General features: G+C 75.6%; 8 protein-coding genes and 1 pseudogene. All 9 read left to right on the top strand.

Translation table 11 applies throughout. The annotated features are described in order from the left end of the window. Positions 1 to 5: 5 nt before the first annotated feature. Positions 6 to 13,079 (top strand): type I polyketide synthase, encoded by a 13,074-nt coding sequence (locus tag J2S46_RS30295; protein ID WP_307351762.1) that lies wholly within the window; start codon positions 6 to 8, stop codon positions 13,077 to 13,079. 162 nt (positions 13,080 to 13,241) lie between these two features. Next, positions 13,242 to 19,334, top strand: a pseudogene (locus J2S46_RS30300) (type I polyketide synthase); the annotation flags it as partial. After that, complete coding sequence (locus J2S46_RS30305; RefSeq protein ID WP_191287753.1) at positions 19,319 to 20,083, top strand: SDR family NAD(P)-dependent oxidoreductase; 765 nt, start codon at positions 19,319 to 19,321, stop codon at positions 20,081 to 20,083. The pseudogene J2S46_RS30300 and the gene J2S46_RS30305, both read left to right, overlap by 16 nt. 47 nt (positions 20,084 to 20,130) lie before the next feature. Continuing rightward, positions 20,131 to 20,556: an ester cyclase gene (locus J2S46_RS30310; protein WP_191287754.1), complete on the top strand. Its 426-nt coding sequence runs from the start codon at positions 20,131 to 20,133 to the stop codon at positions 20,554 to 20,556. Between the two features lie 195 nt (positions 20,557 to 20,751). Further along, the gene (locus J2S46_RS30315) at positions 20,752 to 21,156 is read left to right on the top strand and encodes a nuclear transport factor 2 family protein (protein WP_191287755.1); all 405 of its coding nucleotides are present in this window, start codon (positions 20,752 to 20,754) and stop codon (positions 21,154 to 21,156) included. 175 nt (positions 21,157 to 21,331) lie between these two features. Further along, on the top strand, positions 21,332 to 22,990 hold the full coding sequence (locus J2S46_RS30320) for an ABC transporter substrate-binding protein (RefSeq protein WP_191287756.1): 1,659 nt from the start codon (positions 21,332 to 21,334) through the stop codon (positions 22,988 to 22,990). Between the two features lies 1 nt (position 22,991). Continuing rightward, a complete protein-coding gene (locus tag J2S46_RS30325; RefSeq protein ID WP_191287757.1) occupies positions 22,992 to 23,930 on the top strand; it encodes an ABC transporter permease in 939 nt (312 codons plus the stop codon). A 4-nt stretch (positions 23,931 to 23,934) separates the two neighbouring features. Next, entirely contained in the window at positions 23,935 to 24,915 is a 981-nt protein-coding gene (locus tag J2S46_RS30330; RefSeq protein ID WP_229911941.1) for an ABC transporter permease, read from the top strand. Next, on the top strand, positions 24,912 to 26,684 hold the full coding sequence (locus J2S46_RS30335) for a dipeptide ABC transporter ATP-binding protein (protein ID WP_191287758.1): 1,773 nt from the start codon (positions 24,912 to 24,914) through the stop codon (positions 26,682 to 26,684). Before J2S46_RS30330 ends, J2S46_RS30335 begins: the two co-directional genes overlap by 4 nt. The last annotated feature ends 2 nt before the right edge of the window (positions 26,685 to 26,686 follow it).

The raw sequence follows: 26,686 nt of genomic DNA on the forward strand, positions 1-26,686 counted from the left end.
ACCACATGACCACCAACGAGGAGAAGCTCCGCGACTACCTCAACCGGGTCGCCGCCGAGCTGCAGCAGACCCGTCGCCGGCTGGCCGAGGCCGAGGCGAAGTCGCAGCCCCAGGAGCCCGGTCACGAGCCCATCGCGATCGTCGGGATGGCCTGCCGGCTACCGGGCGAGGTCCGCAGCCCGGACGACGTCTGGCAGCTGCTGACCGAGGAGCGCGACGCGATCGGCCCGTTCCCCGCCGACCGCGGCTGGGACCTGGACAACCTGTACGACCCGGATCCCGACCGCCCCGGCCGCAGCTACGCCCGCGAGGGCGGATTCCTCTACGACGCGGGCGAGTTCGACGCCGGCTTCTTCGGGATATCGCCGCGCGAGGCGCTCGCCGCGGACCCGCAGCAGCGGCTGCTGCTGGAGACCGCCTGGGAGGCGCTGGAGCACGCCTCGATCGACCCGACCGAGCTGCGCGGCAGCCGCACCGGCGTGTTCGCCGGCGTCATCTCCCAGGAGTACGGCCCGAGCCTGCACCACCTGCCCGCCGAGAAGACCGACGGCTACGTGCTGACCGGCACCACCACCAGCGTCGCCTCCGGCCGGATCGCGTACACCCTCGGCCTGGAGGGCCCGGCCGTCACCGTCGACACCGCCTGCTCCTCCTCCCTGGTCGCCCTGCACCTCGCCGCCCAGGCGCTGCGCGGCGGCGAGTGCTCGCTGGCGCTGGCCGGCGGGGCCACCGTGCTCGCCGCGCCCGGCATGTTCATCGAGTTCAGCCGCCAGCGGGGCCTGGCCCCCGACGGCCGCTGCAAGCCCTTCGCGGGCGCCGCCGACGGCACCGGCTGGGGCGAGGGCGCCGGCGTCCTGGTGCTGGAGAAGCTCTCCGACGCCCGGCGGCTCGGCCACCGGGTGCTCGCCGTGCTGCGCGGCTCCGCCGTCAACCAGGACGGCCGCAGCAGCCAGCTCACCGCGCCCAGCGGCCCCTCGCAGCAGCGGGTGATCCGCGAGGCGCTGGCGGCGGCCGGCCTCGGCACCGGCGACGTGGACGCGGTGGAGGCGCACGGCACCGGCACCCGGCTCGGCGACCCGATCGAGGCGCAGGCGCTGATCGCCACCTACGGTCAGGGCCGCACGGCCGACCGGCCGCTCTGGCTCGGCTCGTTGAAGTCCAACATCGGCCACACCCAGGCGGCCGCCGGGGTGGCCGGCGTGATCAAGGTGATCCAGTCGCTGCGCCACGGCGTGCTGCCGAAGAGCCTGCACGTGGACGAGCCGTCGCCGCACGTGGACTGGTCCGAGGGCACCGTCCGGCTGCTCACCGAGGCCCGCGACTGGCCCGAGCTGGACCGCCCGCGCCGCGCCGCGGTCTCCGCCTTCGGCGTCAGCGGCACCAACGCCCACGTCATCATCGAGCAGGCCCCCGAGGCCCCGGCCGAGGAGGCGGAGCGGGTGCTCCCCGCCGTCCTGCCCTGGGTGCTCTCGGCCCGTACGCCCGAGGCGCTGCGGGCCCAGGCCGCGAAGCTGGCCGGTCACCTGGCCGCGGGCGGCGCCGCGCAGGACGACGCCCGGGCGCTCGACACCGCGTTCTCGCTGGCCACCACCCGCGCCGCGCTGGAGGAGCGGGCCGTGCTGATCGGCGACCAGGTCGGCCTGCGGGCCCTCGCCGACGGCGCGGAGGCCCCCGGCACCGTGCGCGGCCGGGCCGACGCGGACGGCAAGGTGGTCTTCGTCTTCCCCGGCCAGGGCTCCCAGTGGGCCGGCATGGCCGCCGGGCTGCTCGCCGCCGAACCGGTCTTCGCCGCGCACGTCGAGGCCTGCGCGACCGCCCTGGCGCCCTGGACCGACTGGTCGCTGCTGGAGGTCCTGCACGGCGTCGAGGGCGGCCCCGACCCGGACCGGGTGGACGTCCTGCAGCCCGCCCTGTGGGCCGTGATGGTCTCGCTCGCCGAACTCTGGAAGTCCTACGGGGTCCGACCCGACGCGGTGGTCGGCCACAGCCAGGGCGAGGTCGCCGCCGCCTACGTGGCCGGCGCCCTGACCCTGGAGGACGCCGCCCGGATCGTCGCCCTGCGGGCCCAGGCCCTGGCCACCATCTCCGGCAAGGGCGGCATGGTCGCCGTCCCGCTCCCGCTCGCCGCGGTCGAGCCCCGGCTCGCCGCCTGGGCCGGCCGGCTCTCCATCGGCGTGCTGAACGGTCCGTCCTCGGTGGTGGTCTCGGGCGACCTGGACGCGCTGGCCGAGCTCACCGGGCAGTACACCGCCGAGGGGGTCCGGGTCCGCCCGGTCGCCATCGACTACGCCTCGCACTCCGCGCAGACCGACCCGCTGCGCGGCGAACTCGCCGAACTGCTGGCCCCGGTCCGCCCGCGGGCCGGCGAGATCCCGCTGGTCTCCACCGTCACCGGGGACTGGCAGGACACCGCCACCCTGGACGCCGCCTACTGGTTCGAGAACCTCCGCCGCACCGTCCGCTTCGAGCAGGCCACCCGGGCCCTCGCCGCCGACGGTCACACCGTCTTCGTCGAGGTCAGCCCGCACCCGGTGCTGACCGGCGCGATCGAGGACACCCTGGACGCGGCCGGCGCCCGCGGCGCCGCCGTGGTCGGCTCACTCCGCCGCGACCAGGGCGGCCGCTCGCGCTGGCTGACCTCGGTCGCCGAGCTGTACGTCCGCGGCGTCCAGGTGGACTGGTCGGCGGCCTTCGCCGGCTCCCGGCCGCGCCGCGTCGACCTGCCCACCTACGCCTTCCAGCGGCAGCGCTACTGGCTGGACGCCACCAAGTCCCCCGAGCAGCTGACCACGGCCGGCGGCGGCGCGGCGGACGACCCGTTCTGGGAGCTGGTCACCGGGCAGGACGCCGGCCGGCTCGCCGAGGCCATCGGCGTCCAGGACGCCCAGATCGGCCCGGTGCTGCCCGCCCTGGCCTCCTGGTGGGAACGCCGCCGGACGGCCTCCACGGCCGACGCCTGGCGGCACCGGGTGCTCTGGCGCCCCGTCACCGGCACCGCCGCCGGCCGGCTCGCCGGCCACTGGCTGCTGGCCGTCCCCGAGGAGCACAGCGGCCACGCCTGGGTCGGCGCGCTGACCCGGGAGCTGACCGCCGCCGGCGCCGAGGTCGGCGCCGTCACGGTCGGCACCGACCGGGCCGCTGCGGCGGAGGCGCTGCGCGCGGCCGCGGCCGGGCCGCTCGCCGGCGTGGTCTCGCTGCTGGCCCTCGCCGACGGCAGCCACCCGGAGTTCGCGGCGGTGCCCCGCTCGTACGCGGCCAACGTCACCCTGACCCAGGCCCTGGACGACGCCGGGCTCACCGTCCCGCTCTGGTTCCTCAGCCGGGGAGCCGTCTCCACCGGCCCCTCGGACGCGGTGACCGACCCCGCGCAGGCCCTGCTCTGGGGCTTCGGCGCGATCCTCGCCGTGGAGAGCCCGGCCCAGTGGGGCGGACTCGTCGACCTGCCGGCGGCCCCGGACGAGCGGGACTGGCAGCGCCTCACCGGCCTGCTGGCCGCCACCGGCCCCGACCGCGAGGCCGAGCTGGCGCTCCGCCCCGCCGGCGCCTTCGCCCGCCGCCTGGTGCCGGCCCCGCTCGGCGGCGAGGCCGCCCGCGAGCCCTGGAGCCCGCGCGGCACCACCCTGATCACCGGCGGCACCGGCGCCCTCGGCGGGCACGTCGCCCGCTGGCTGGCCGGCCGCGGCGCCGACCACCTGCTGCTGGTCAGCCGGCGCGGCGCGGACGCCCCCGGCGCCACCGAACTCGCCGCCGAGCTGGCGGCCCTGGGCACCCGGGTCAGCTTCGCGGCCGCCGACGTGGCCGACCGCGCGGAGCTGGCCGCGGTGCTGGCCGCGGTACCCGCCGAGCACCCGCTCAAGGCCGTGGTGCACACCGCCGCCGCCCTGCACGACGGCCTGATCCCGACCCTCACCCCCGCACAGCTCGACCTCGCGCTGCGCGCCAAGGTCGGCGCGGCCCGGCACCTGCACGAGCTGACCGCCGGGCTGGACCTCTCCGCGTTCGTGCTGTTCTCCTCGGTGGCCGGCCTGTCCGGCATCCCCGGCCAGGCCAACTACGCGCCCGGCAACGCCTACCTGGACGCGCTCGCCGCGCAGCGGACGGCCGCAGGACTGCCCGCCACCTCGGTGGCCTGGGGCCACTGGGCCGGGGCCGGCATCGCCGACGCGGGCGCCGACGCGCAGCTGCTGCGGCACGGGCTGGTCTCGCTGCCGCCCGAGCCCGCCGTCGCCGTGCTCGGCCAGATCCTCGACCACGGCGAGTCCCACCTGGTGGTCGCCGACGTCGACTGGCCGGTCTTCTACCGGGGCCGCACCCACCCGCTGGCCGCCGAACTCCCCGGCGTCCGGGAGGCTCTGGCGCAGAGCCCGGCCGCTCCGAGCGGTGAGGACGCGGGCGCCCGGCTGGCCGCCGTGCCCGCGTCGGAGCGCCGCCGCGCGCTGCTGGCCGTGGTCCGCGCGCAGGCCGCCGCCGTCCAGGGCCACCGCTCGGCGGAGGCCGTCGACCCGGCCAAGGCCTTCCGCAACCAGGGCTTCGACTCGCTGACCGCCGTCGAGTTCCGCAACCGCCTGGGCGCCGCCACCGGCCGCCGGCTGCCCGCCACCGTGGTCTTCGACCACCCGACGCCCGCCGCGCTCACCGACTGGCTGGCCGGCGAGCTGTGGGGCACCGAGTCCACCGCGCCGAGCCTGCCCGTCCCCACCCGGGCCGTCGACGACGACCCGATCGCGATCGTCGGCATGGCCTGCCGCTTCCCCGGCGGGGTCGCCTCGCCGGAGGACCTCTGGCGGCTGGTCAGCGACGGCGTGGACGCCCTCACCGAGTTCCCCGCCGACCGAGGCTGGGACCTCGACCGGCTGTACAGCGCCGACCCGGACCGCCCCGGCACCTCGTACGCCAAGCACGGCGGTTTCCTGGACGGCATGGCCGACTTCGACGCCGGCTTCTTCGGCATCCCGCCGCGGGAGGCCCCGGCCATCGACCCGCAGCAGCGCCTCCTGCTGGAGACCACCTGGGAGGCCTTCGAGCGCGCCGGCATCGACCCGGTGGCGCTGCGCGGCAGCCGCACCGGCGTCTTCGCCGGGATCTCCGGCCGGGACTACGCCACCACCGCCCAGCGCGTCCCGGACGAGCTGGAGGCCTACCTCGGCATCGGCAACGCGGGCAGTGTCGCCTCGGGCCGGATCTCGTACTCCTTCGGGTTCGAGGGCCCGGCGGTGACGGTTGACACGGCCTGCTCCTCCTCGCTGGTGGCCCTGCACCTGGCCGCGCAGTCGCTCCGCTCCGGCGAGAGCGACCTGGCGGTGGCGGGCGGCGTGCTGGTGATGTCCACCCCGACCACCTTCATCGAGTTCTCCCGCCAGCGCGCCATGTCGCCCGACGGCCGCTGCAAGGCCTTCGCGGCCGCCGCGGACGGCACCGGCTGGGCGGAGGGCGTGGGCCTGCTGCTGGTCGAGCGACTGTCGGACGCCCGGCGCAACGGCCACGAGGTGCTGGCGGTGCTGCGCGGCTCGGCGGTCAACCAGGACGGCGCGTCCAACGGCCTGACCGCGCCCAGCGGCCCCTCGCAGCAGCGGGTGATCCGCGAGGCGCTCGCGGTGGCCGGGCTCGGCTCCGCCGACGTGGACGCGGTGGAGGCGCACGGCACCGGCACCACCCTCGGCGACCCGATCGAGGCGCAGGCGCTGATCGCCACCTACGGGCAGGACCGTCCGGCCGACCGGCCGCTGCTGCTCGGCTCGGTGAAGTCCAACATCGGCCACACCCAGGCCGCGGCCGGCGTGGCCGGCGTGATCAAGATGGTGCAGGCCCTCAAGCACGGCACGCTGCCGAGGACGCTGCACGTGGACGAGCCGTCCCCGCACGTGGACTGGTCCGAGGGCACCGTCCGGCTGCTCACCGAGCAGCAGGACTGGCCGGAGACCGGCCGCCCGCGCCGCGCCGCGGTCTCCGCCTTCGGCGTCAGCGGCACCAACGCGCACGTCATCATCGAGCAGGCGCCTGAACTCCCGGTCGAGCAGGGGACGGAGGAGCCCGAGGTCACCGCCCCGGCGGTGCTGCCGCTGGTGCTCTCCGCCCGGACCCCGGAGGCGCTGCGGGCCCAGGCCGCGCAGCTCGCCGACCACCTGGACGGCGGCGCCGGGGCGGTGGACACCGCGTACGCCCTGGTCACCGGCCGGGCCGCGCTGGAGGAGCGGGCCGTCGTGATCGGCGACCCGGCCGGCCTGCGGGCCCTGGCCCTCGGCGAATCGGCCCCCGGCATCGTCACCGGTTCGGCGGTGGGGGCGGGTTCGCTGGCGTTCCTGTTCACCGGGCAGGGCAGTCAGCGGGTGCGGATGGGCGCGGAGTTGGCGTCCTCGTACCCCGTGTTCGCGGAGGCTTTCGGTGCGGTGGCGGCGGAGTTGGATCCGTTGCTGGGTGTGTCGTTGGCGGAGGTGATCGCGTCGGGGGAGGGGTTGAACGGGACGGGTCTGACGCAGCCGGCGTTGTTCGCGGTGGAGGTGGCGCTGTTCCGGTTGTTCGAGTCGTGGGGTGTGCGGCCGGATTTCGTGTCGGGGCATTCGATCGGTGAGTTGTCGGCGGCGCATGTGGCCGGGGTGTTGTCGTTGGCGGATGCGGCGGTGCTGGTGGCGGCGCGGGCGCGGTTGATGCAGGCGTTGCCGTCGGGTGGGGCGATGGTGGCGGTGCAGGCGTCGGAGGAGGAGGTGTTGGCGGCGCTGTCCGTGGGTGTGTCGGTGGCGGCGGTGAACGGTCCTTCGTCGGTGGTGGTGTCGGGTGACGAGGCGCCGGTGCTGGCGTTGGGGGAGCTTTTTGCGGCGCGGGGGCGTAGGACGCGTCGGTTGCGGGTGAGTCACGCGTTCCATTCGGCGCACATGGACGGGATGTTGGAGGAGTTCGGTGCGGTGGCGGCCTCGCTGTCGTTCTCGGCGCCGCGGATCCCGGTGGTGTCGAACCTGACGGGGCGGGTCGCCACGGTGCAGGAGATCACCGATCCGCGGTACTGGGTGCGGCATGTCCGTGAGGCGGTGCGTTTCGCGGATGTGGTGCGGGAGTTGGACGCGAACGGGGTGACGACCTTCGTGGAGCTGGGGCCGGACGGCACGCTGTCCGCGCTGGTCCAGGAGACCCTGACCGACCCGGTCGCCGTCCCCGCCCTGCGCCGCGACGCGCCGGAGGCGGTCAGCGCGGTCAGCGCGCTGGCGCAGATCCACACGCACGGCCACCAGGCCGACTGGACGGCGCTGTTCGCCGGGGCTTCGCCCCGCCGGGTGGACCTGCCGACCTACCCCTTCCAGCGCCGCCGCTACTGGCTGGAGCCCGGCACCGCCCGCGGCGCCGACGCCGCCGGCCTCGGCCTCGGCGCGCCCGCCCACCCGCTGCTCGGCGCGATCGTCGCCCGGCCCGACGCGGACGGCGTGCTGCTCACCGGCAGTCTCTCGCTGCGCACCCACCCCTGGCTCGCCGACCACGTCGCCCTCGGCACGGTCATCGTGCCGGGCGCGGCCCTGGTCGAACTCGCCGTCCGGGCCGGCGACGAGGTCGGCGCGAGCACCCTGGACGAGCTGGTGGTGGAGGCGCCGCTGGTGCTGCCCGAGCGCGCCGCCGTCCAGCTCCAGGTCTCGGCCGGCGCCCCGGACGAGTCCGGCGCCCGGCCCGTCACCATCCACTCCCGGACCGGGGACGGAGACTGGCAGCGCCACGCCTCCGGCACCCTGCTCGCCACCCCCGCCGAGGCCGCCCCCGGTCTCACCGAATGGCCGCCCGCCGGCGCCACGGAACTCCCCGTCGAGGAGGTCTACCAGGCCCTGGCCACAGCCGGCCTGGCGTACGGCCCGGCCTTCCAGGGGCTGCGCACCGTCTGGCGGGACGGCGACACCTTCTACGCCGAGGCCGTCCTGCCGGAGGCCCTGCGGGAGGAGGCCGGCCGGTTCGGCCTGCACCCCGCCCTGCTCGACGCCGCCCTCCAGCTGCCCGGCCTCGTCGAGGTCCCGGGCGGCGGGAGCCGGCTGCCCTTCGCCTACCGCCGGGTGGCGCTGCACGCCGCCGGCGCGGCCGAACTGCGGGTGCGGCTCTCGGTCACCGGCCCCGAGGAGTTCGCCCTGCTGGCCACCGACGCCGACGGCTCGCCGGTGGTCTCGATCGGCTCGCTGGTGACCCGGGCGGTGACCGCCGAGCGGCTCACCGCGCCCAAGCCGGCGCACGGCGACTCGCTGTTCACGGTGGAGTGGTCCGCACTGGAACTGCCCGGGGCGGTCGCGCCGCGGCAGCCCGTGCACGCGGGCCGGGCCGCCCTCGGCCCGGACGACCTGGCCGGCGTCTGGGTCGCCGTCCGGGCGGCCGGAGAGCCGGCGCCCGAGGGGGCGGACATCCCGGCCCGGCTCCGGGCGGTGCTGGCCGACACCCTGACCCTGGCGCAGGAGTGGGTCTCCGAGGAGCACCCGCCGGCCGCCCGGCTGGTCGTGGTGACCACCGGCGCCGTCGCGGTCGGCCCGGACGAGACCCCCGACCCGGTGGCGGCCTCCGTCTGGGGCCTGCTGCGCTCCGCACAGACCGAGAACCCGGACCGGATCGTCCTGCTCGACCTGGACGAACACCCGGACTCCGCCGAAGTGTTGTCCACCGCGGTGACGGCCGCCCTGGCCGCCGGCGAGCACCAGCTGGCGCTGCGCGCCGGTACCGCCCACCTCCCCCGGCTGGCCCGGGTGGCGGTGGCGGCGTCGGCCGGGCGGGCGTGGGACCCGGAGGGGACGGTGCTGATCACCGGTGGCACCGGGGTGCTGGCCGGGGTGCTGGCCCGGCATCTGGTGGCGGAGCGCGGGGTGCGGCATCTGCTGCTGGTCTCGCGCAGCGGCGCGGATGCGCCGGGTGCGGCCGAACTGGCCGGGCTGGGTGCTTCGGTGACCTTCGCGGCGGCGGACACCGCCGACCGGGAGGCGCTGGCGGCGGTGCTGGCCGGCATCCCGGCGGAGCATCCGCTGACCGCGGTCGTGCACACCGCGGGTGTGGTGGACGACGGTGTGATCGGCGCGCTCACCCTCGAGCGGCTGGACACCGTGCTCCGCCCGAAGGCCGACGGCGCCTGGCACCTGCACGAACTCACCCGTGACAACCCGGACCTGGCCGCCTTCGTCCTCTACTCCTCGGTGGCCGGGGTGCTCGGCTCGCCGGGCCAGGCGGCCTACGCGGCGGCGAACACCTTCCTGGACGCGCTGGCCGCCCGCCGGCACGCCGAGGGCCTGCCGGCGCAGTCCCTGGCCTGGGGCCAGTGGGAGCAGGCCAGCGGGATCACCGGCCGGCTCAGCCGTACCGACCTGGCCCGGCTGGCCAGGCTGGGCATCCGCCCGCTGACCTCGGCGGAGGGCGCCGCGCTGTTCGACGCGGCCGGGCAGCAGGCCCAGGCCCCCGTCCTGGTGCCCTCGCCGCTCGACCTGGCGGCCCTGGCCGCCGCGGGCGAGCCGGTCGCGCCGCTGCTGCGCGGCCTGGTCCGGCCGGCCCGGCGCGCGGCCCGGGCCGGGGTGGGCGCGGGGACGCCGTCCTCGCTGGCCCAGCGCCTGGCCGCCCTGCCGGGCGCCGCCGAGCGGGACACCGCCCTGCTGGAGCTGGTCCGGTCCGAGGTGGCCACCGTGCTCGGCACCGATGCCGGGACGGTCGGCGCCCGCAAGGCCTTCACCGCGCTCGGCGTGGACTCGCTGACCGCCGTCGAGCTCCGCAACCGGCTCAACTCGGCCACCGGGCTGCGGCTCTCCGCGACCCTGGTGTTCGACCACCCGACCCCGCAGGCGCTCGCCGAGCACCTGCGCGAGGAACTGCTCGGCAGCGCGCCGGCCCCGGTCGCCGCGGCCGCCGCCCCGGCGGCCGGGCGCCCCGAGGACGAGCTGATCGCGATCGTCGGCATGGCCTGCCGGCTGCCCGGAGGGGTGACCTCGCCGGACGAGCTGTGGCAGCTGGTCGCCGAAGGCCGGGACGCCGTCTCGGAGTTCCCCGACGACCGCGGCTGGGACCTGGAGTCGCTCTACTCGGAGGACCCGTCCAAGCCCGGCACCTCGTACACCCGGCACGGCGGGTTCCTGGAGCGGGCCGCCGACTTCGACGCCGAGTTCTTCGGCATCTCGCCGCGCGAGGCGCTCGCCACGGACCCGCAGCAGCGGCTGCTGCTGGAGACCGGCTGGGAGGCGCTGGAGAGCGCCGGACTGGACCCGAACGCTCTGCGCGGCAGCCGGACAGGCGTGTTCGCCGGTGTGATGTACCACGACTACGCCCCGCGGGTGCGGGAGATCCCGGCCGAACTGGAGGGCTGGCTCGGCAACGGCACCGCCGGCAGCGTCGCCTCGGGCCGGATCTCCTACTCCTTCGGCTTCGAGGGCCCGGCGGTCACCGTCGACACGGCCTGCTCCTCCTCGCTGGTGGCGCTGCACCTGGCCGCGCAGTCGCTGCGCAGCGGCGAGTGCGACCTCGCCCTGGCCGGTGGCGTGGCGGTGATGTCCACCCCGACCACCTTCGTGGAGTTCAGCCGGCAGAAGGCGCTCTCCACCGACGGGCGCTGCAAGGCGTACGCGGGGGCGGCGGACGGCACCGGCTGGGCGGAGGGCGTCGGCCTGCTGCTGGTCGAGCGGCTCTCGGACGCCCGCCGGCTCGGGCACCGGGTGCTGGCCGTGGTCCGGGGGACGGCGGTCAACCAGGACGGCGCGTCCAACGGCCTGACCGCGCCCAGCGGCCCGGCCCAGCAGCGGGTGATCCGCCAGGCGCTGGTCAACGCCGGGCTAAGCCCGGAGCAGGTGGACGCGGTGGAGGGCCACGGCACCGGCACCACCCTCGGCGACCCGATCGAGGCACAGGCCCTGCTGGCCACCTACGGGCAGCAGCGGTCGGGCGAACGGCCGCTCTGGCTGGGCTCGTTGAAGTCCAATATCGGCCACACCCAGGCCGCGGCCGGCGCGGCCGGCGTGATCAAGATGGTGCAGGCGATCCGCCACGGCGTGCTGCCGAAGACGCTGCACGTGGACGAGCCCTCCCCGTACGTGGACTGGGCCTCCGGCGAGGTCGAGCTGCTGACCGAGGCGCGGGACTGGCCGCAGACCGGCGCGCCTCGCCGGGCCGCGGTGTCCTCCTTCGGCGTCAGCGGCACCAACGCGCACGTCATCATCGAGCAGGCCCCCGACGCCCTCGTCGAGGAGACGCCGGCCACCACCCCGCCGGTCCTCCCGTGGGTGCTCTCCGGCCGTACGCCGCAGGCGCTCCAGGAGCAGGCCGGCCGGCTCGCCGGCCACCTGGACGGCGGAGCCGCCGCGGTGGACACCGCCTACTCGCTGGTGACCACCCGGGCCGCGCTGGAGGAGCGGGCCGTCGTCATCGGCGACCCGGCCGGCCTGCCGGCCCTGGCCCGCGGCGAGTCCGCCGCCGGCCTGGTGCGCGGCACCGCGGACCTCACCGGGAAGACCGTGTTCGTCTTCCCCGGCCAGGGGTCGCAGTGGGCCGCGATGGCGGTCGGACTGCTCGACTCCGCGCCGGTCTTCGCCGACCGGATCGAGGCCTGCGCCGAGGCCCTCGCCCCGCACACCGACTGGTCGCTGCTGGACGTGCTGCGCGGCGCCGACGGCGCCCCCGGCCTGAACCGGGTGGACGTGGTGCAGCCGGTGCTCTGGGCCGTGATGGTCTCGCTCGCCGAACTGTGGCAGGCCTACGGGGTGCGCCCGGACGCGGTGGTCGGCCACAGCCAGGGCGAGATCGCCGCCGCGGTGGTGGCGGGCGGCCTGACGCTGGAGGACGGCGCCCGGGTGGTGGCGCTGCGCAGCCGGGCGATCCTCGCCCTGTCCGGCCGTGGCGGGATGGCCTCGGTGGCGCTGCCGGCCGCCGAGGTGGCCGCCCGGATCGACCGCTGGGGCGGGCGGCTGTCCGTCGCGGTGGTGAACGGCCCGTCCTCGGTGGTGGTGTCGGGGGAGCCGGAGGCGCTGGCCGAGCTGGTCGCCGAGTACCAGGACGAGGCCGTCCGGGCCCGGCTGATCCAGGTGGACTACGCCTCGCACTCGGCCCAGGTCGACGACCTGCGGGCGGAACTGCTCGACCTGCTCGCCCCGGTCCGGCCGCGCACCGGTACGGTGCCGCTGCTCTCCACGGTGACCGGCGACTGGTTCGACACCTCGGGGCTGGACGCCCGGTACTGGGTGACCAACCTGCGCGAGACCGTCCGCTTCGAGGAGGCGACCCGGGCGCTGGCCGCGCAGGGGCACAGCACCTTCGTCGAGGTCAGCCCGCACCCGGTGCTCACCGTCCCGCTGCAGGAGACCCTGGAGTCGGCCGGTGCGGCGCGCGGCACGGTGGCGGTCGGCTCGCTCCGCCGCGACCAGGGCGGACTCGACCGGTTCCTCGCCTCGGCGGCCGAACTGTACGTGCGCGGCGTGCCGGTGGACTGGCCGGCGGTCTTCGCCGGGACCGGCGCCCGCCGGGTGGAGCTGCCGACCTACGCCTTCCAGCGGCAGCGGTACTGGCTGGACGCGACCGTCTCCAACAGCACGGTCGGCGGCGCGCTGGGCCTGGCCGCGGCGCAGGCCGCCCCGGCCGAGGCGGCCTGGCTGGGCCGGCTGGCCGGGCTGGCCGCCGCCGAGCGCGAGGAAGTCCTGCTGGAGCTGGTGCGCACCGAGGCGGCCTTGGTGCTCGGGCACACCGGCACCGCGGGGGTCGCGGCGGACAAGGCCTTCCGCGATCTCGGCCTCAGCTCGCTGACCGCCGTCGAGCTGCGGAACCGGATCGGTGCCGCGACCGGCCTGGAGCTCCCGGCCACGCTGGTCTTCGACCACCCGACCCCGGCGGCGGTGGCCGCCTACGTGGTGGCCGAACTGCCTGCGGCGGGAGGGGAGTCGGAGCCGCTGACGGTGCTGGCCTCGTTGTCCGCGCTGGAGGACGCGCTGGCCGCGCCGGCCGGCGAGGACGAGGACCGGGACTCCGTGCTGGCCCGCCTGCGGGCCCTGGTGGACCGCTGGGACACCGGCGACGCGCTGCTCTCGGTGGAGGACGAGCTGGACCTCGAAACGGCGACCGACGAGGAGCTGTTCGAGCTGATGGACCGGGGCGCCGAGTCCCTGTGACCCGCGCGGAGCGGGCCGGGCGCGACGCGGGTCGCGCCCGGCCCGGCCCGCGGCCGCACCTGACCTGAGCAGTACCGATCCGAGCAGTACCGATCTGAAGCACCCGAAGTGCGCTGTGCCCGACGTGAGATGTGAGAGGCAGTAATGTCCAACGACCAGAAGCTCCGCGAGTACCTGAAGCGGGCACTCGCCGACGCCCGGCAGGCCCAGAAGCGCCTCCAGGAGGTCGAGTCCGGCCGTCGGGAGCCGATCGCCATCATCGGCATGGCCTGCCGCCTCCCGGGCGGGATCGCCTCGCCGGAGGACCTCTGGCAGGTGGTCGCGGGCGGCGTGGACACCGTCTCGGAGTTCCCCGACGACCGCGGCTGGGACCTGGCGGGCCTCTACGACCCGGACCCGGACCACACCGGCACCTCGTACACCCGGCACGGCGGCTTCCTCGACAGCGTCGCCGACTTCGACGCCGAGTTCTTCGGGATCTCCCCGCGCGAGGCACTGGCCACCGACCCGCAGCACCGGCTGCTGCTGGAGACCGCCTGGGAGGCCTTCGAGCGCGCCGGGATCGACCCGACCGGGCTCAAGGGCAGCCGGACGGCCGTCTTCGCGGGCATCGCCGGCGGCGACTACACGCCCCGGATGCACGACGCCCCGGGCGAGTTGGAGGGGTACCTCGGCATCGGCGGGCTGGACAGCGTGGCCTCGGGCCGGATCTCGTACTCCTTCGGGTTCGAGGGCCCGGCGGTGACGGTTGACACGGCCTGCTCCTCCTCGCTGGTGGCCCTGCACCTGGCGGCGCAGTCGCTCCGCTCGGGGGAGTCGGACCTGGCCCTCGCTGGCGGCGTGAGCATCATGGCCAGCCCGCAGGGGTTCGTGGAGTTCTCCCGCCAGCGCGGACTGTCGGCGGACGGCCGCTGCAAGGCCTTCGGCGCCGGCGCGGACGGCACCGGCTGGGCGGAGGGCGTGGGCCTGCTGCTGGTCGAGCGACTGTCGGACGCCCGGCGCAACGGCCACGAGGTGCTGGCGGTGCTGCGCGGCTCGGCGGTCAACCAGGACGGCGCGTCCAACGGGCTGACGGCGCCCAGCGGGCCGGCCCAGCAGCGGGTGATCCGGCAGGCCCTGGAGAACGCCCGGCTGACGGCGGCGGACGTCCACGCGGTGGAGGCGCACGGCACCGGAACCTCGCTCGGCGACCCGATCGAGGCGCAGGCGCTGATCGCCACCTACGGGCAGGACCGCCCGGCCGACCAGCCGCTCTGGCTGGGCTCATTGAAGTCCAACATCGGCCACACCCAGGCGGCCGCCGGGGTGGCGGGCGTGATCAAGTCGGTCCAGGCGATCCGTAACGGTGTCCTGCCGCGGACGCTGCACGCCGAGGAGCCCACCCCGTACGTCAACTGGTCGGCGGGCGCGGTCCGGCTGCTGACCGAGGCCCGGCCGTGGCCGGTGGAGGGGACGCGCCGGGTGGGTGTCTCCGCCTTCGGCGCCAGCGGCACCAACGCGCACGTGGTGATCGAGCAGGCCCCGGCGGACGAGGCCCCGGCGGCCGAGGAGGAGCAGGCGCCCGCGCCGGCTCCGGCCGCCGTGCGTCCGCGCCCCTGGGTGCTCTCCGCCCGGACGCCGGAGGCGCTGCGCGAGCAGGCGGCCCGGCTGGCCGAGCGGGTCCGCGCCGACGAGGAACTGGGCCTGGCGGACGTCGGGTTCACCCTGGCCACCGCACGGGCCCGGCTGGACGAGCGGACGGTGGTCGTCGCCGATGACCGGGCCGGCTACCTGGCCGGACTGGACGCGGTGGCGGCCGGCGGCGGGCTCACCGGTTCGGCGGTGGGAGCGGGTTCGCTGGCGTTCCTGTTCACCGGGCAGGGGAGTCAGCGGGCCGGGATGGGCCGCGAGCTGGCCGAGGCCCATCCCGTGTTCGCGGAGGCTTTCGGTGCGGTGGCGGCGGAGTTGGATCCGTTGCTGGGTGTGTCGTTGGCGGAGGTGGTGGAGTCGGGTCGTGGTCTGGAGCAGACGGGTCTGACGCAGCCGGCCTTGTTCGCGGTGGAGGTGGCGCTGTTCCGGTTGTTCGAGTCGTGGGGTGTGCGGCCGGATTTCGTGTCGGGGCATTCGATCGGTGAGTTGTCGGCGGCGCATGTGGCCGGGGTGTTGTCGTTGGCGGATGCGGCGGTGCTGGTGGCGGCGCGGGCGCGGTTGATGCAGGCGTTGCCGTCGGGTGGGGCGATGGTGGCGGTGCAGGCGTCGGAGGAGGAGGTGTTGGCGGCGCTGTCCGTGGGTGTGTCGGTGGCGGCGGTGAACGGTCCTTCGTCGGTGGTGGTGTCGGGTGACGAGGCGCCGGTGCTGGCGCTGGGGGAGCTTTTTGCGGAGCGGGGGCGTAGGACGCGTCGGTTGCGGGTGAGTCACGCGTTCCATTCGGCGCACATGGACGGGATGTTGGAGGAGTTCGGTGCGGTGGCGGCCTCGCTGTCGTTCTCGGCGCCGCGGATCCCGGTGGTGTCGAACCTGACGGGGCGGGTCGCCACGGTGCAGGAGATCACCGATCCGCGGTACTGGGTGCGGCATGTCCGTGAGGCGGTGCGTTTCGCGGATGTGGTGCGGGAGTTGGACGCGAACGGGGTGACGACCTTCGTGGAGCTGGGGCCGGACGGCACGCTGTCCGCGCTGGTCCAGGAGACCCTGACCGACCCGGTCGCCGTCCCCGCCCTGCGCCGGGACAGGTCCGAGACCGTGACCGCCCTGACCGCCCTCGGCCGGGTGCACGTCCACGGCCGGGCCGTCGACTGGACGGGGCTGTTCGCGGACGCCGCCCCCCGGCGGGTGGACCTGCCGACCTACCCCTTCCAGCGCCGTCGCTACTGGCTGGAGCCCGGCTCCGCGCAGTCGGCCGACGCCGCCGGCCTCGGCCTCGGCACCGCCGGGCACCCGCTGCTCGGCGCGATCGTCGCCCGGCCCGACGCGGACGGCGTGTTGCTCACCGGCAGTCTCTCGCTGCGCACCCACCCCTGGCTCGCCGACCACGCCGTCCAGGGCACCGTGATCGTCCCCGGTACCGCCCTCCTGGAGCTGGCCGTCCGGGCCGGCGACGAGGTCGGCGCGAGCACCGTGGACGAGCTGGTGGTGGAGGCGCCGCTGTTGCTGCCCGAGCGCGCCGCCGTCCAGCTCCAGGTCTCCGCCGGCGCCCCGGACGAGTCCGGCGCCCGGCCGGTCGCCATCCACTCCCGCACCGAGGACGGAGACTGGCAGCGGCACGCCTCCGGCACCCTGCTGCCCACCTCGGGCGAGCCGGCCTTCGACCTCACCGCCTGGCCGCCGGCAGGTGCCGAGCAACTCCCGGTCGAGCAGGTCTACCAGGACCTCACCGCCGCCGGACTCGCCTACGGCCCGGCCTTCCAGGGCCTCCGGGCGGCCTGGCGGGACGGCGACACCTTCTACGCCGAGGTCGCCCTGCCGGAGGCCCCGCGCGAGGAGGCCGGCCGCTTCGGCCTGCACCCCGCCCTGCTGGACGCCGCCGTGCACATCACCGCCCACCACGGCCTGCTGGACACCCCGGCGGGCTCCAGCCGGCTGCCGTTCGCCTACACGGGTGTGCGCCTGCACGCCGCCGGGGCGGCCGCCCTGCGGGTGCGGCTGCGCCGCACCGGCCCCGAGGCGATCTCGGTCGAGGCCGCCGACGAGACCGGCGCGCCGGTCGCCACGGTGGAGGGGCTGCTGGCCCGGCTGGTGTCGGCGGCCCAGCTGGAGCCGGCCAGGACGGGCGACCGGGACGCGTTGTTCCAGCTGGACTGGGCGGTGCTGCCGCCGGTCACCGGTCCCGCCGGCGCGGTGCCCGGCGCCGGGCCCTACCCGGATCTCGGCTCGGTCGAGCCGGGTGCCGAGAGCCGCGCCTGGCTGGCCGTCGGCCTGGAGGGGCACCAGGAGCCCCGGACGGCGCTGCGCGACGCGCTGGCCCTGGTGCAGGAGTGGGTGTCCGAGGAGCGCTGGGAGTCCGCCCGGCTGGTCGTGGTGACCAGGGGTGCGGTCGCCGTGGCCGAGGGGGAGCGGCCCGACCTGGCGCTGGCGCCCGTCTGGGGTCTGCTGCGCTCGGCGCAGGCGGAGCACCCGGGCCGGATCCTGCTGCTGGACCTGGACGGGCACCCGGACTCGGCGAGCGCGCTGCCCGCCGCCGTGGCCTCGGCGCTGGCCGCCGAGGAGCCGCAACTCGCCGTCCGGGCCGGGACGGTGTGGGTCCCCCGGCTGGCCCGGGTGGCGGTGGCGGCGTCGGCCGGGCGGGCGTGGGACCCGGAGGGGACGGTGCTGATCACCGGTGGCACCGGCGCGTTGGCCGGGGTGCTGGCCCGGCATCTGGTGGCGGAGCGCGGGGTGCGGCATCTGCTGCTGGTCTCGCGCAGCGGCGCGGATGCGCCGGGTGCGGCCGAACTGGCCGGGCTGGGTGCTTCGGTGACCTTCGCGGCGGCGGACACCGCCGACCGGGAGGCGCTGGCGGCGGTGCTGGCCGGCATCCCGGCGGAGCATCCGCTGACCGCGGTCGTGCACACCGCCGGCGTGGTGGACGACGGTGTGATCGGCGCGCTCACCCCCGAGCGGCTGGACACCGTCTTCGGCCCGAAGGCCGACGGCGCCCGGCACCTGCACGAACTTACCCGCGACAACCCGGACCTGGCCGCCTTCGTCCTCTACTCCTCGGTCGCCGCCGTCCTCGGCGGGCCCGGTCAGGGCTCGTACGCGGCGGCGAACACCTTCCTGGACGCGCTGGCCGCCCACCGGCACGCCGAGGGCCTGCCGGCGCAGTCCCTGGCCTGGGGCCAGTGGGCCCGCGCCAGCGGGGTCACCGCCCACCTGGGCGAGGCCGACCTGAGGCGCGCGGCCCGGGCCGGCGTCCGGCTGATCTCCGACCAGCAGGGCGCCGAACTCCTGGAGGCTGCTGCCCTGCTGGACACCCCCTACCTGGTGCCGGCGCCGCTGGACCTGGCGGCCGTCCAGCGCTCCGGGCAGCCCGTGCCGGCGCTGCTGCGCGGTCTGGTCCGGCCGGCCCGCCGGGCCGCCCGGGCCGCGGCCCAGGACGGTCCGGCGCTGCCGGCCAGGCTGGCCGGGCTCGGCGAGCCGGAGCGCGAGGCCGTGCTGCTGGAGCTGGTGCGGGCCGAGGTGGCCGGTGTGCTGGGCGCGGACGCCGAGGCGGTGACGGGCGCCCGCCCGTTCAACGACCTGGGCCTGGACTCGCTCTCGGCCGTCGAACTGCGCAACCGCCTCACCGCGCTGACCGGCCTGCGGCTGCCGCCGACGGTCACCTTCGACCATCCGACGCCGGCCGTGCTCGCCGCCCACCTGCGGGAGTTGCTGGGCGACCTGGCCGAGCAGCCGGCGACGCCGGTGGCGGCCGGCCCGGCGGCGGAGCCGCAGCACCCGCTCTCCTCGCTGTACCGGGCGCTCGCCGCCCAGGGCAGCTTCGCCGAGGCCTCCGCGCTGATCGGCGTCGCCTCGGCGCTGCGGGCCCGGTTCCCCGCCGAGGAGCGGGCCGCGCACACCCTGGCGCCGATCCGGCTGGCCTCGGGTGAGGGCGAGTTGGCGGTGGTCTGCTTCCCCGCCCTGAGCGCCATCTCGGGTCCGCACGAGTACGCCCGCTTCGGCCACACCTTCCAGGGCGAGCGCGATGTGTTCGTGCTGCCCTCGCCCGGCTGGGCGCCGGACGACCACCTGCCGGACAACCTCGACACCTATCTGCGGATGCAGGTCGACACGGTGCGGCAACTGCTCGGCGAAGAGCGGCCGTTCGTGATCGTCGGCCGGTCGATGGGCGGCTGCGTGGCGCACGCGGTGGCGGCCCGGCTGGAGGCGGAGGGCCGGTCGGTGGCGGGTCTGGCGCTGATCGACGCCTACCCCGTCGACAGCGCGGTCCGGGAGGGCATGGGCGAGTGGTGGCTGACCGCCATGCTCAGCGGGATGCTCGACCGGATCGAGCAGTACGACATGGTCTGGAGCGACGCCAGCCTCACCTCGATGGGCGGGTACAACACCGTCTTCGCCGACTGGCGCCCCGAGGAGATCACCACCCCGACGCTGGCCGTCCGGGCGGACACCCCCCTGCGCGGCACCGTGATCGACCCGACCGGGCGGCACGACTGGCGCGCGTACTGGCCCGTCCAGCACGAGGTGGTGGACGTCCCCGGCGACCACTTCACCGTGCTGGAGCAGCACACCCCGACGACGGCGGACGCCGTCCGGCAGTGGATCGAGAAGAGGGAACAGGAATGGTCAACCCGGTAGTACTGGTCACCGGCGCGGCGTCCGGCATCGGCGAGGCGACGGTCCGGCTGTACGCGGAGCGCGGGCACAACGTGGTCGCGGTCGACGTGGACGAGCGCGGTCTCGGCGAGCTGGAGAAGCTGGACGGCGTGGCGACCCTGGTCGGGGACGTCTCCACCGAGGAGACCAACGCGGGGGCGGTGCGGCTCGCCCTGGAGCGGTTCGGGCGGCTGGACGCGGCGGTGCTCAACGCCGGGATCGGCGGGGCGGGGCCGTTGGAGTCGCCCGGGTCGATCGAGCGCTTCGACCGGCTGTTCGCGGTGAACGTGCGCGGCGTCGCACTGGGCATCCGGGCGGCGGTGCCGGCCCTGCGGGCGGCCGGCGGCGGCTCGATCGTGGCGACGTCCTCGGTGTCCGGGCTGCGCGGCGACCCCGGCACCTGGGGCTACAACGCGACCAAGGCGGCCGTGATCAACCTGGTCCGGGCCGCCGCGATCGACTACGCGGCCCAGGACATCCGGATCAACGCCATCGCGCCCGGCGGCACGGTGACCGCGATGACCGGCAGCCAGGTCGCCGACCCGCAGTTCTCCCGCCTGATCACCAGCAGGATCCCGGCCCAGCGCTGGGCCGACGCCCGCGAGCAGGCCGAGGTGATCTGGTTCCTGACCTCCCCGGCCGCCTCGTACGTGACCGGCGTGACCGTCCCGGTCGACGGCGGGCTGAGCGCCAACGGCGGCATCCTGCCGCCGCCCGCCCGCACCTCCTGATTCCCCTTTCCGTCCGCCCACCGATCCGTTTTTCGACGAGGAGAGACATGAGCACCATCGAGGACAACAAGGCCCTGGTCCGCCGCTACTACCACGAGCTGGTCAGCGAGCAGCGGATCGACCTGCTGGAGGAGCTGATCGCCGAGGACGCGGCCGACGAGACCGTGGTGGGCCCGGGCGGCACCGGTACCCGGGAGGACTTCGTCGGGCACCTGCGGGTGCTCTGGGCCAACGTGCCGGACGTCCGCGCCACCGTCGAGGACCTGGTGGCCGAGGGCGACCGGGTGATCGCCTTCTGGCGGATCGAGGGCACCCACGCGGGCCCGGTCTTCGGGGTGCCGGCCACCGGCAAGCCGTTCAGCGGCTTCAGCATCAGCACGCTGACCATCCAGGACGGCAAGGTGGTCCGCTACAACGTGCTGCCCGACCGCCTGGGCATCATCACCCAGCTGGCCGGTGCCGGGGCGCACTGACCCCGCCCCGCGCCCGCGCCGGCCCCACCCGGCCCGCAGCTCCCGCCCCCACCGCAGCTGCCGTCTCCACCCGTACCGCCCGCTCCCCGCACCACTGCCCGGCCGGCCCCACCCGGCCGGGCAGTTCCGTCCCCCACCCCCGTCCCGTCCCGTCCCTTCCTGTCCCGTCCCGTCCCGCTTCGCCGAGGAGTCACCATGGCCGCTGAACTGACGCTCACTCAGATCGACGAGATCCGCCGGCTGTTCGCCCTGTTCTCGCACGTCTTCGACAACGGCGAGGTCGACGCGCTCGACCAGGTCTTCGCCGCGGACGGTGTCGTCGAACTGGCCCGTACCGGCTCGGTCTTCCAGGGGCTGGACGCCATCCGGAAGTTCAACCTGAGCCTCGGCGAGCACTCGCCGGACCACCACACCGTGGACACCGTGCTCTCGGTGGACGAGGACGGCACCGTCCGGGGCCGCAGTCGCTACCTGGCGATCCTGCCCGACGGCACCCTGCACAACGGCGACTACTTCGACGTGCTGGTGCACACCGAGGCGGGCTGGCGGATCGCCTACCGCAGGTCCGTCCCGCGCTACCCGCTCGCCGGCCTGTACTGACGGTCCGGCCCGGGGCCCCGCCCGGGGCCCGGCCCGGGCCGGGAGGGGTCGGGCCCCGGGGTCGTGACTAAGGGTCCGGTAGGGGCCCGCTAGGGGTGCGACGGCGAGCGGCGGATCGCTAGTTTCTGATCATCCCCCCGACGCGGAAACCCCTGAAACCATCGGAGTCACCGGCATGCCCAGATCTGTCCGCAGACCGTCCGCCCTGATCGCCGCCGCCGCGGCCGGGACCTTGCTGCTCGCCGGGTGCGGCTCCGGCGGCGGCTCGGCGGCCGCCGGCGGCGACGCGGCCAAGCCCGTCGAGGGCGGCTCCCTCACCTACGCGGTGGACACCGAGCCGGTCTCCTTCGACATCCACGCCAGCTCGCAGGACATCACCGGCGCCATCCAGCGCAACGTCTTCGACTCCCTCGTCCGGCAGGACGACAAGGGCGAGTTCCACGCCTGGCTGGCGAAGACCTGGGAGGTCGCCGCCGACCTGAAGAGCTACACCTTCCACCTGCGCGACGACGTCAAGTTCACCGACGGCACGGTCTTCGACGCCGAGGCGGTCAAGGTCAACTTCGACCGGATCGTGGCCAAGGACACCAAGTCGCAGTACGCCTCCAGCCTGATCGGCCCCTACACCGGTACGGACGTCATCGACGCGCACACGGTGAAGGTGAACTTCTCCGAGCCGTTCGCGCCGTTCCTGCAGGCGGCCAGCACCCCCTACCTCGGCTTCTACTCGCCCGCCACCATCAAGGAGAACGGCCCCAAGCTGGGCTCCGGCGGCGCGGTGGACATCGGCACCGGCCCCTTCGTCTTCAGCGGCTACACCAAGGGCCAGAGCGCGGTCTTCACCAAGAACCCGGCCTACAACTGGGCCCCCGAGGGCTCCGCGCACCAGGGCGCGCCCTACCTCGACAAGCTCACCGTGCGTTTCCTCAGCGAGAGTTCGGTCCGGATCGGCGCGCTGAACAGCGGACAGGTGCAGGTCGCCGACGCCGTCCCGCCGGCCGACGTCAAGACCCTGAAGGCCGACTCCCGGATCCAGCTGATCACCAAGGCCACGCCGGGCGCCAACTACGGCCTGGTGCTGAACACCACCCAGGCGCCGCTGAACGACCCGCTGGTCCGCAAGGCCGTCCAGCGCGGCATCGACGTCGACACGGACATCAAGAGCGTCTACTTCGGCGTGTACGACCGCGCCTGGAGCCCGATCTCGCCGACCACGCCGTACTACGACGCCTCGCTGGAGAAGAGCTGGCCGTACGACCAGGCGCAGTCCAACTCCCTGCTGGACCAGGCCGGCTGGACGACCCGTGACGCGGACGGCTACCGCACCAAGGACGGCAAGCGGCTCACCGTCGAGTGGCCGCTGATGCCCGCCGAGTACGTCCGCGACCAGCGCGACACCCTGGGCACCGCGATCCAGGCCGACCTGAAGAAGATCGGCGTCGAGATCACCCGCCCCCGGCTGGACATCGGCACCTACATCAAGAAGGTCTACGCCGGCGAGGAGGGCATCGCCGACTACAGCTGGGCCCGGTTCGAGCCGGACGTGCTGCGGCTCTACTTCAACAGCGCCAGCGACCCCCGCAAGGGCGGCCAGAACGCCACCTTCTACAAGGACGCCGACCTCGACACCTGGACGGACGCCGGCAAGGCCACCCTGGACAAGGCCGTCCGGCAGGACGTCTACAGCAAGACCCAGAAGAAGGCCATCGACCTGGCCCTGTTCGTGCCGCTCTACGTCCGCACCGCGGTGGCCGGCGCCGGCACCGACGTGCACGGGCTGCGCTCCGACCCGAACACCTGGCTGAACTTCTACGACACCTGGCTCGGGAAGTGACATGACCCCCGGACCCTTGTTCCGCGCCGTCGCGAAGCGGCTGGCCGGCGCCGTCGCGGTACTCCTCGGCGCCGCCACGGTCGCCTTCACGGCTCTGCAGCTGATCCCCGGCGACCCGGTGACGGTGATGCTGGGGCCCGGCACGGCGGCCACCCCGGAGATCAAGGCGCAGATCAGGGAGAATTACGGACTGGACCAGCCGGTCGCCCTCCAGTACCTGCACTACCTGGGCAACCTGCTGCAGGGCGATCTCGGCGAGTCCTACCAGTTGCAGCGGCCGGTGGCCGGCCTGATCGGTGACCAGCTCTGGCCCACCGTCCAACTCGCCCTGGCCGCCCTGGCGCTGGCCGTCGTCCTCGCGGTCACCGCCGCGGTGGCGACGGCCGGCCGCCGGCCCGCGCTGCGGGCGGTCGCCACGCTGCTGGAACTGCTGACCGTCTCCAGCCCCCCGTACTGGATCGGCATCCTGCTGCTCACCGCCTTCTCCTTCCAGCTGCGGATCTTCCCGGTCGCCGGCGACCAGGACCTCTCCGCCCTGGTGCTGCCCGCCGTCACCCTGGCGCTGCCGCTCACCGGCGTGCTCGCCCAGGTGCTGCGGGAGGGGCTGGAGGCCGCGCTCGGCCAGCCGTTCGCGGTCACCGCCCGCTCCCGGGGGCTGAGCGTCACCGCCGTCCGGCTGAAGCACGCCCTGCGGCACGCCGCCGTCCCGCTGGTCACCCTGGTCGGCTGGCTGACCGGATCGCTGCTGGGCGGGGCGGTGCTGGTGGAGACCGTCTTCGCCCGCCCGGGGATCGGCGCGCTCACCCTGCAGGGCACCACCAACAAGGACATGCCCCTGGTGATCGGAGTTGTCCTGCTGTCCGCCTTCGTCTTCGTGCTCCTGTCGACCCTGGTGGACCTGCTGTACACCGTCATCGACCCGCGCCTGAGGACCGGCTGATCACATGACTGCTCCCGACACCGCCCCGGCGCCGGACACCGCCCCGGGGCCCGGCACCGCCCCGGGGCCCGGCACCGCCCCGGGGCCCGGCACCGCCCCGGTCCTGGACGCCGCCCCGGCGTCCGGCCCCGCCCGGCAGCCGGCCGCCGTCCGCCCACGGCGCCGGCTGCCGCGCCCGGCCGGCGGCCCCACCCTGGTGCTGGCCTCCGCCGTGCTCGCGCTGATCGTGCTCGCCGCCCTGGCGCCGGGCCTGTTCACCAGCACCTCGCCCATCGAGACCGACCCGGCGCACGCGCTCACCGCCCCCGGCGGCGCGCACTGGTTCGGCACGGACCAGCTCGGCCGCGACCTGTTCTCCCGGGTGCTGTACGGCGCCCGGCCCTCGCTGCTGCTGGGCCTCGGCGCCACCCTGTTCGCGGTCGCGGGCGGTGCCCTGCTCGGCATCGCCGCCGCGCTCGGCGGGAAGTACGCCGACCAGGCGCTGATGCGGCTCGCCGACGTGCTGCTCTCGCTGCCGCCGATCCTGCTCGCCCTGCTCGCGGTCATCGTGCTCGGCACCGGCTCGGGCAACGTGACGGCCGCCATCGCGATCGCCTTCGTCCCGGGCTACGCCCGGATCGTGCGCGCGGAGACGCTGGTGGTGCGTCGCTCCGGCTACGTCGAGGCGGCGGTCGGACTCGGGCTGCCGCGCCCGCTGCTGATCGTCCGGCACGTGCTGCCGAACGCGCTCGGCCCGATGCTGGTGCTCGCCACCGTCGGCTTCGGCTCCTCGCTGATCGCCGCCTCCGGCCTCAGCTTCCTCGGCCTCGGGCCCGAGCCGCCGTCCCCGGAGTGGGGCGCGATGCTCTCGCAGGGACGCGGGTTCCTGGCGACGGCCTGGTGGATCGGGGTCTTCCCGGGCGCCGCGATCACCCTCACGGCCCTCGTCGTCAACGCGGTCGGCCGCCGGGCGCAGGCCCGCTTCACCAGGAGGACCCCCCGATGAGTCTGCTGCGCGTGGACGGCCTGGACGTCTCCTTCGGGGACGTCCGTGCCGTCCGGGACGTCTCCTTCACCCTGGACCGCGGCGAATGCCTGGCGATCGTCGGCGAGTCCGGCTCCGGCAAGAGCGTCACCGCCCGCACCCTGGTCGGCCTGGCCGGCGACCGGGCCGCCATCACCGCCGGCACCCTGGACTTCGACGGCCTGGACCTCGCCGCGCTCACCGAGACGCAGTGGCGGGCCGTGCGCGGCCGCCGGATCGGCCTCGTCCTGCAGGACGCCCTGGTCTCGCTCGACCCGCTGCGCACGGTCGGCGCCGAGGTCGCCGAACCGCTGCGGGTGCACGGCCTGCTGCCCCGCGCCGAGACCCGCGAGCGGGTGCTCTCGCTGCTCGCGGACGTCGGGATCCCGGAGCCCGAGCGGCGCGCCGCCCAGTACCCGCACCAGCTCTCCGGCGGCCTGCGCCAGCGCGCCCTGATCGCCTCCGCCCTCGCCGGCGGCCCCGAGCTGCTGATCGCGGACGAGCCCACCACGGCCCTGGACGTCACCGTCCAGGCCCAGGTGCTCGACCTGCTCGGCGGGCTCAAGGAGCGGGGCACCGCGCTGCTCCTGATCAGCCACGACCTGTCGGTGGTGGCCAGGCTCGCCGACCGGGTCGCCGTGATGTACGGCGGCCGGATCGTCGAGACCGGCCGCACCGCGGACGTGCTGGCCGACCCCCGCCACCCGTACACCCGCGCCCTGCTGGACGCGGTGCCCGCCACCCACGCCAAGGGCACCCGGCTCGCGGCCCCGCCGGCCGACCGGCCCGCCGCCGGCCCGGCGGGCTGCGGGTACGCGGCCCGCTGCGCCGCCGCCGACGACCGCTGCCGGGCGGCCCTGCCGGCGCCCGACGAGCAGGGCGCGCTCTGCTGGCACCCGGGGTCGGGCGGCGCGCTGCCGGCGGTCGCGGTGCGGCTGCGCAGCCGTGACGGGGAGCCGGCGGTGAAGGCACCGCCGCTGATCGAGGCCGAGCGGATCTCCAAGCGGTTCCGGGCCCCCGACGGGAGTTCCTACGACGCCGTCAAGGAGGTCTCGTTGACCCTGCGGGCCGGCGAGACCCTGGGTGTGGTGGGGGAGTCCGGCTCGGGCAAGACCACCGCCGCCCGGATCGTCCTCGGGCTGCTGGAGCCGGACGCCGGCACCGTCCGCTTCGCGGGTGAGCCGTGGAGCGGCGTGCCCGAACGGCGGCGCCGGGCCGCCCGGTTGCGGATCCAGGCGGTCCAGCAGGACCCGTTGGGCTCCTTCGACCCGCGGTTCGACGTGCAGCGGGTGGTCGGCGAGGCCGTCGCCCGGGCCGGGGTGCCGCGCGGCCGGGCCCGCCGGGCCCGGGTGACCGAACTGCTGGACCGGGTGGGCCTGCCGGCCGCGCTGCTGGACCGCCGGCCCACCGAGCTCTCCGGCGGTCAGCGCCAGCGGGTGGCGATCGCCCGCGCGCTCGCCCCGGACCCGGACGTGGTGGTCTGCGACGAGCCCGTCTCCGCGCTCGACGTCTCCGTCCAGGCGCAGATCCTGGATCTGCTGGCGGATCTGCAACATGACCTGAATCTGGCCCTGTTGTTCATCTCCCACGACCTCGGAGTGGTGCACCATGTCAGCGACCGGGTGGTCGTCATGAAGGGCGGCCGCGTGGTGGAGACCGGCGAGGTGACCGAGGTCTTCGCGAACCCGGCCGAGGACTACACCCGCGACCTGCTCGCGGCCGTCCCCGGCGGCAACCTGCTGAGGAGCTGACA

The sequence above is a fragment of the Kitasatospora herbaricolor genome (assembly GCF_030813695.1).
GTDB lineage: Bacteria > Actinomycetota > Actinomycetes > Streptomycetales > Streptomycetaceae > Kitasatospora > Kitasatospora herbaricolor.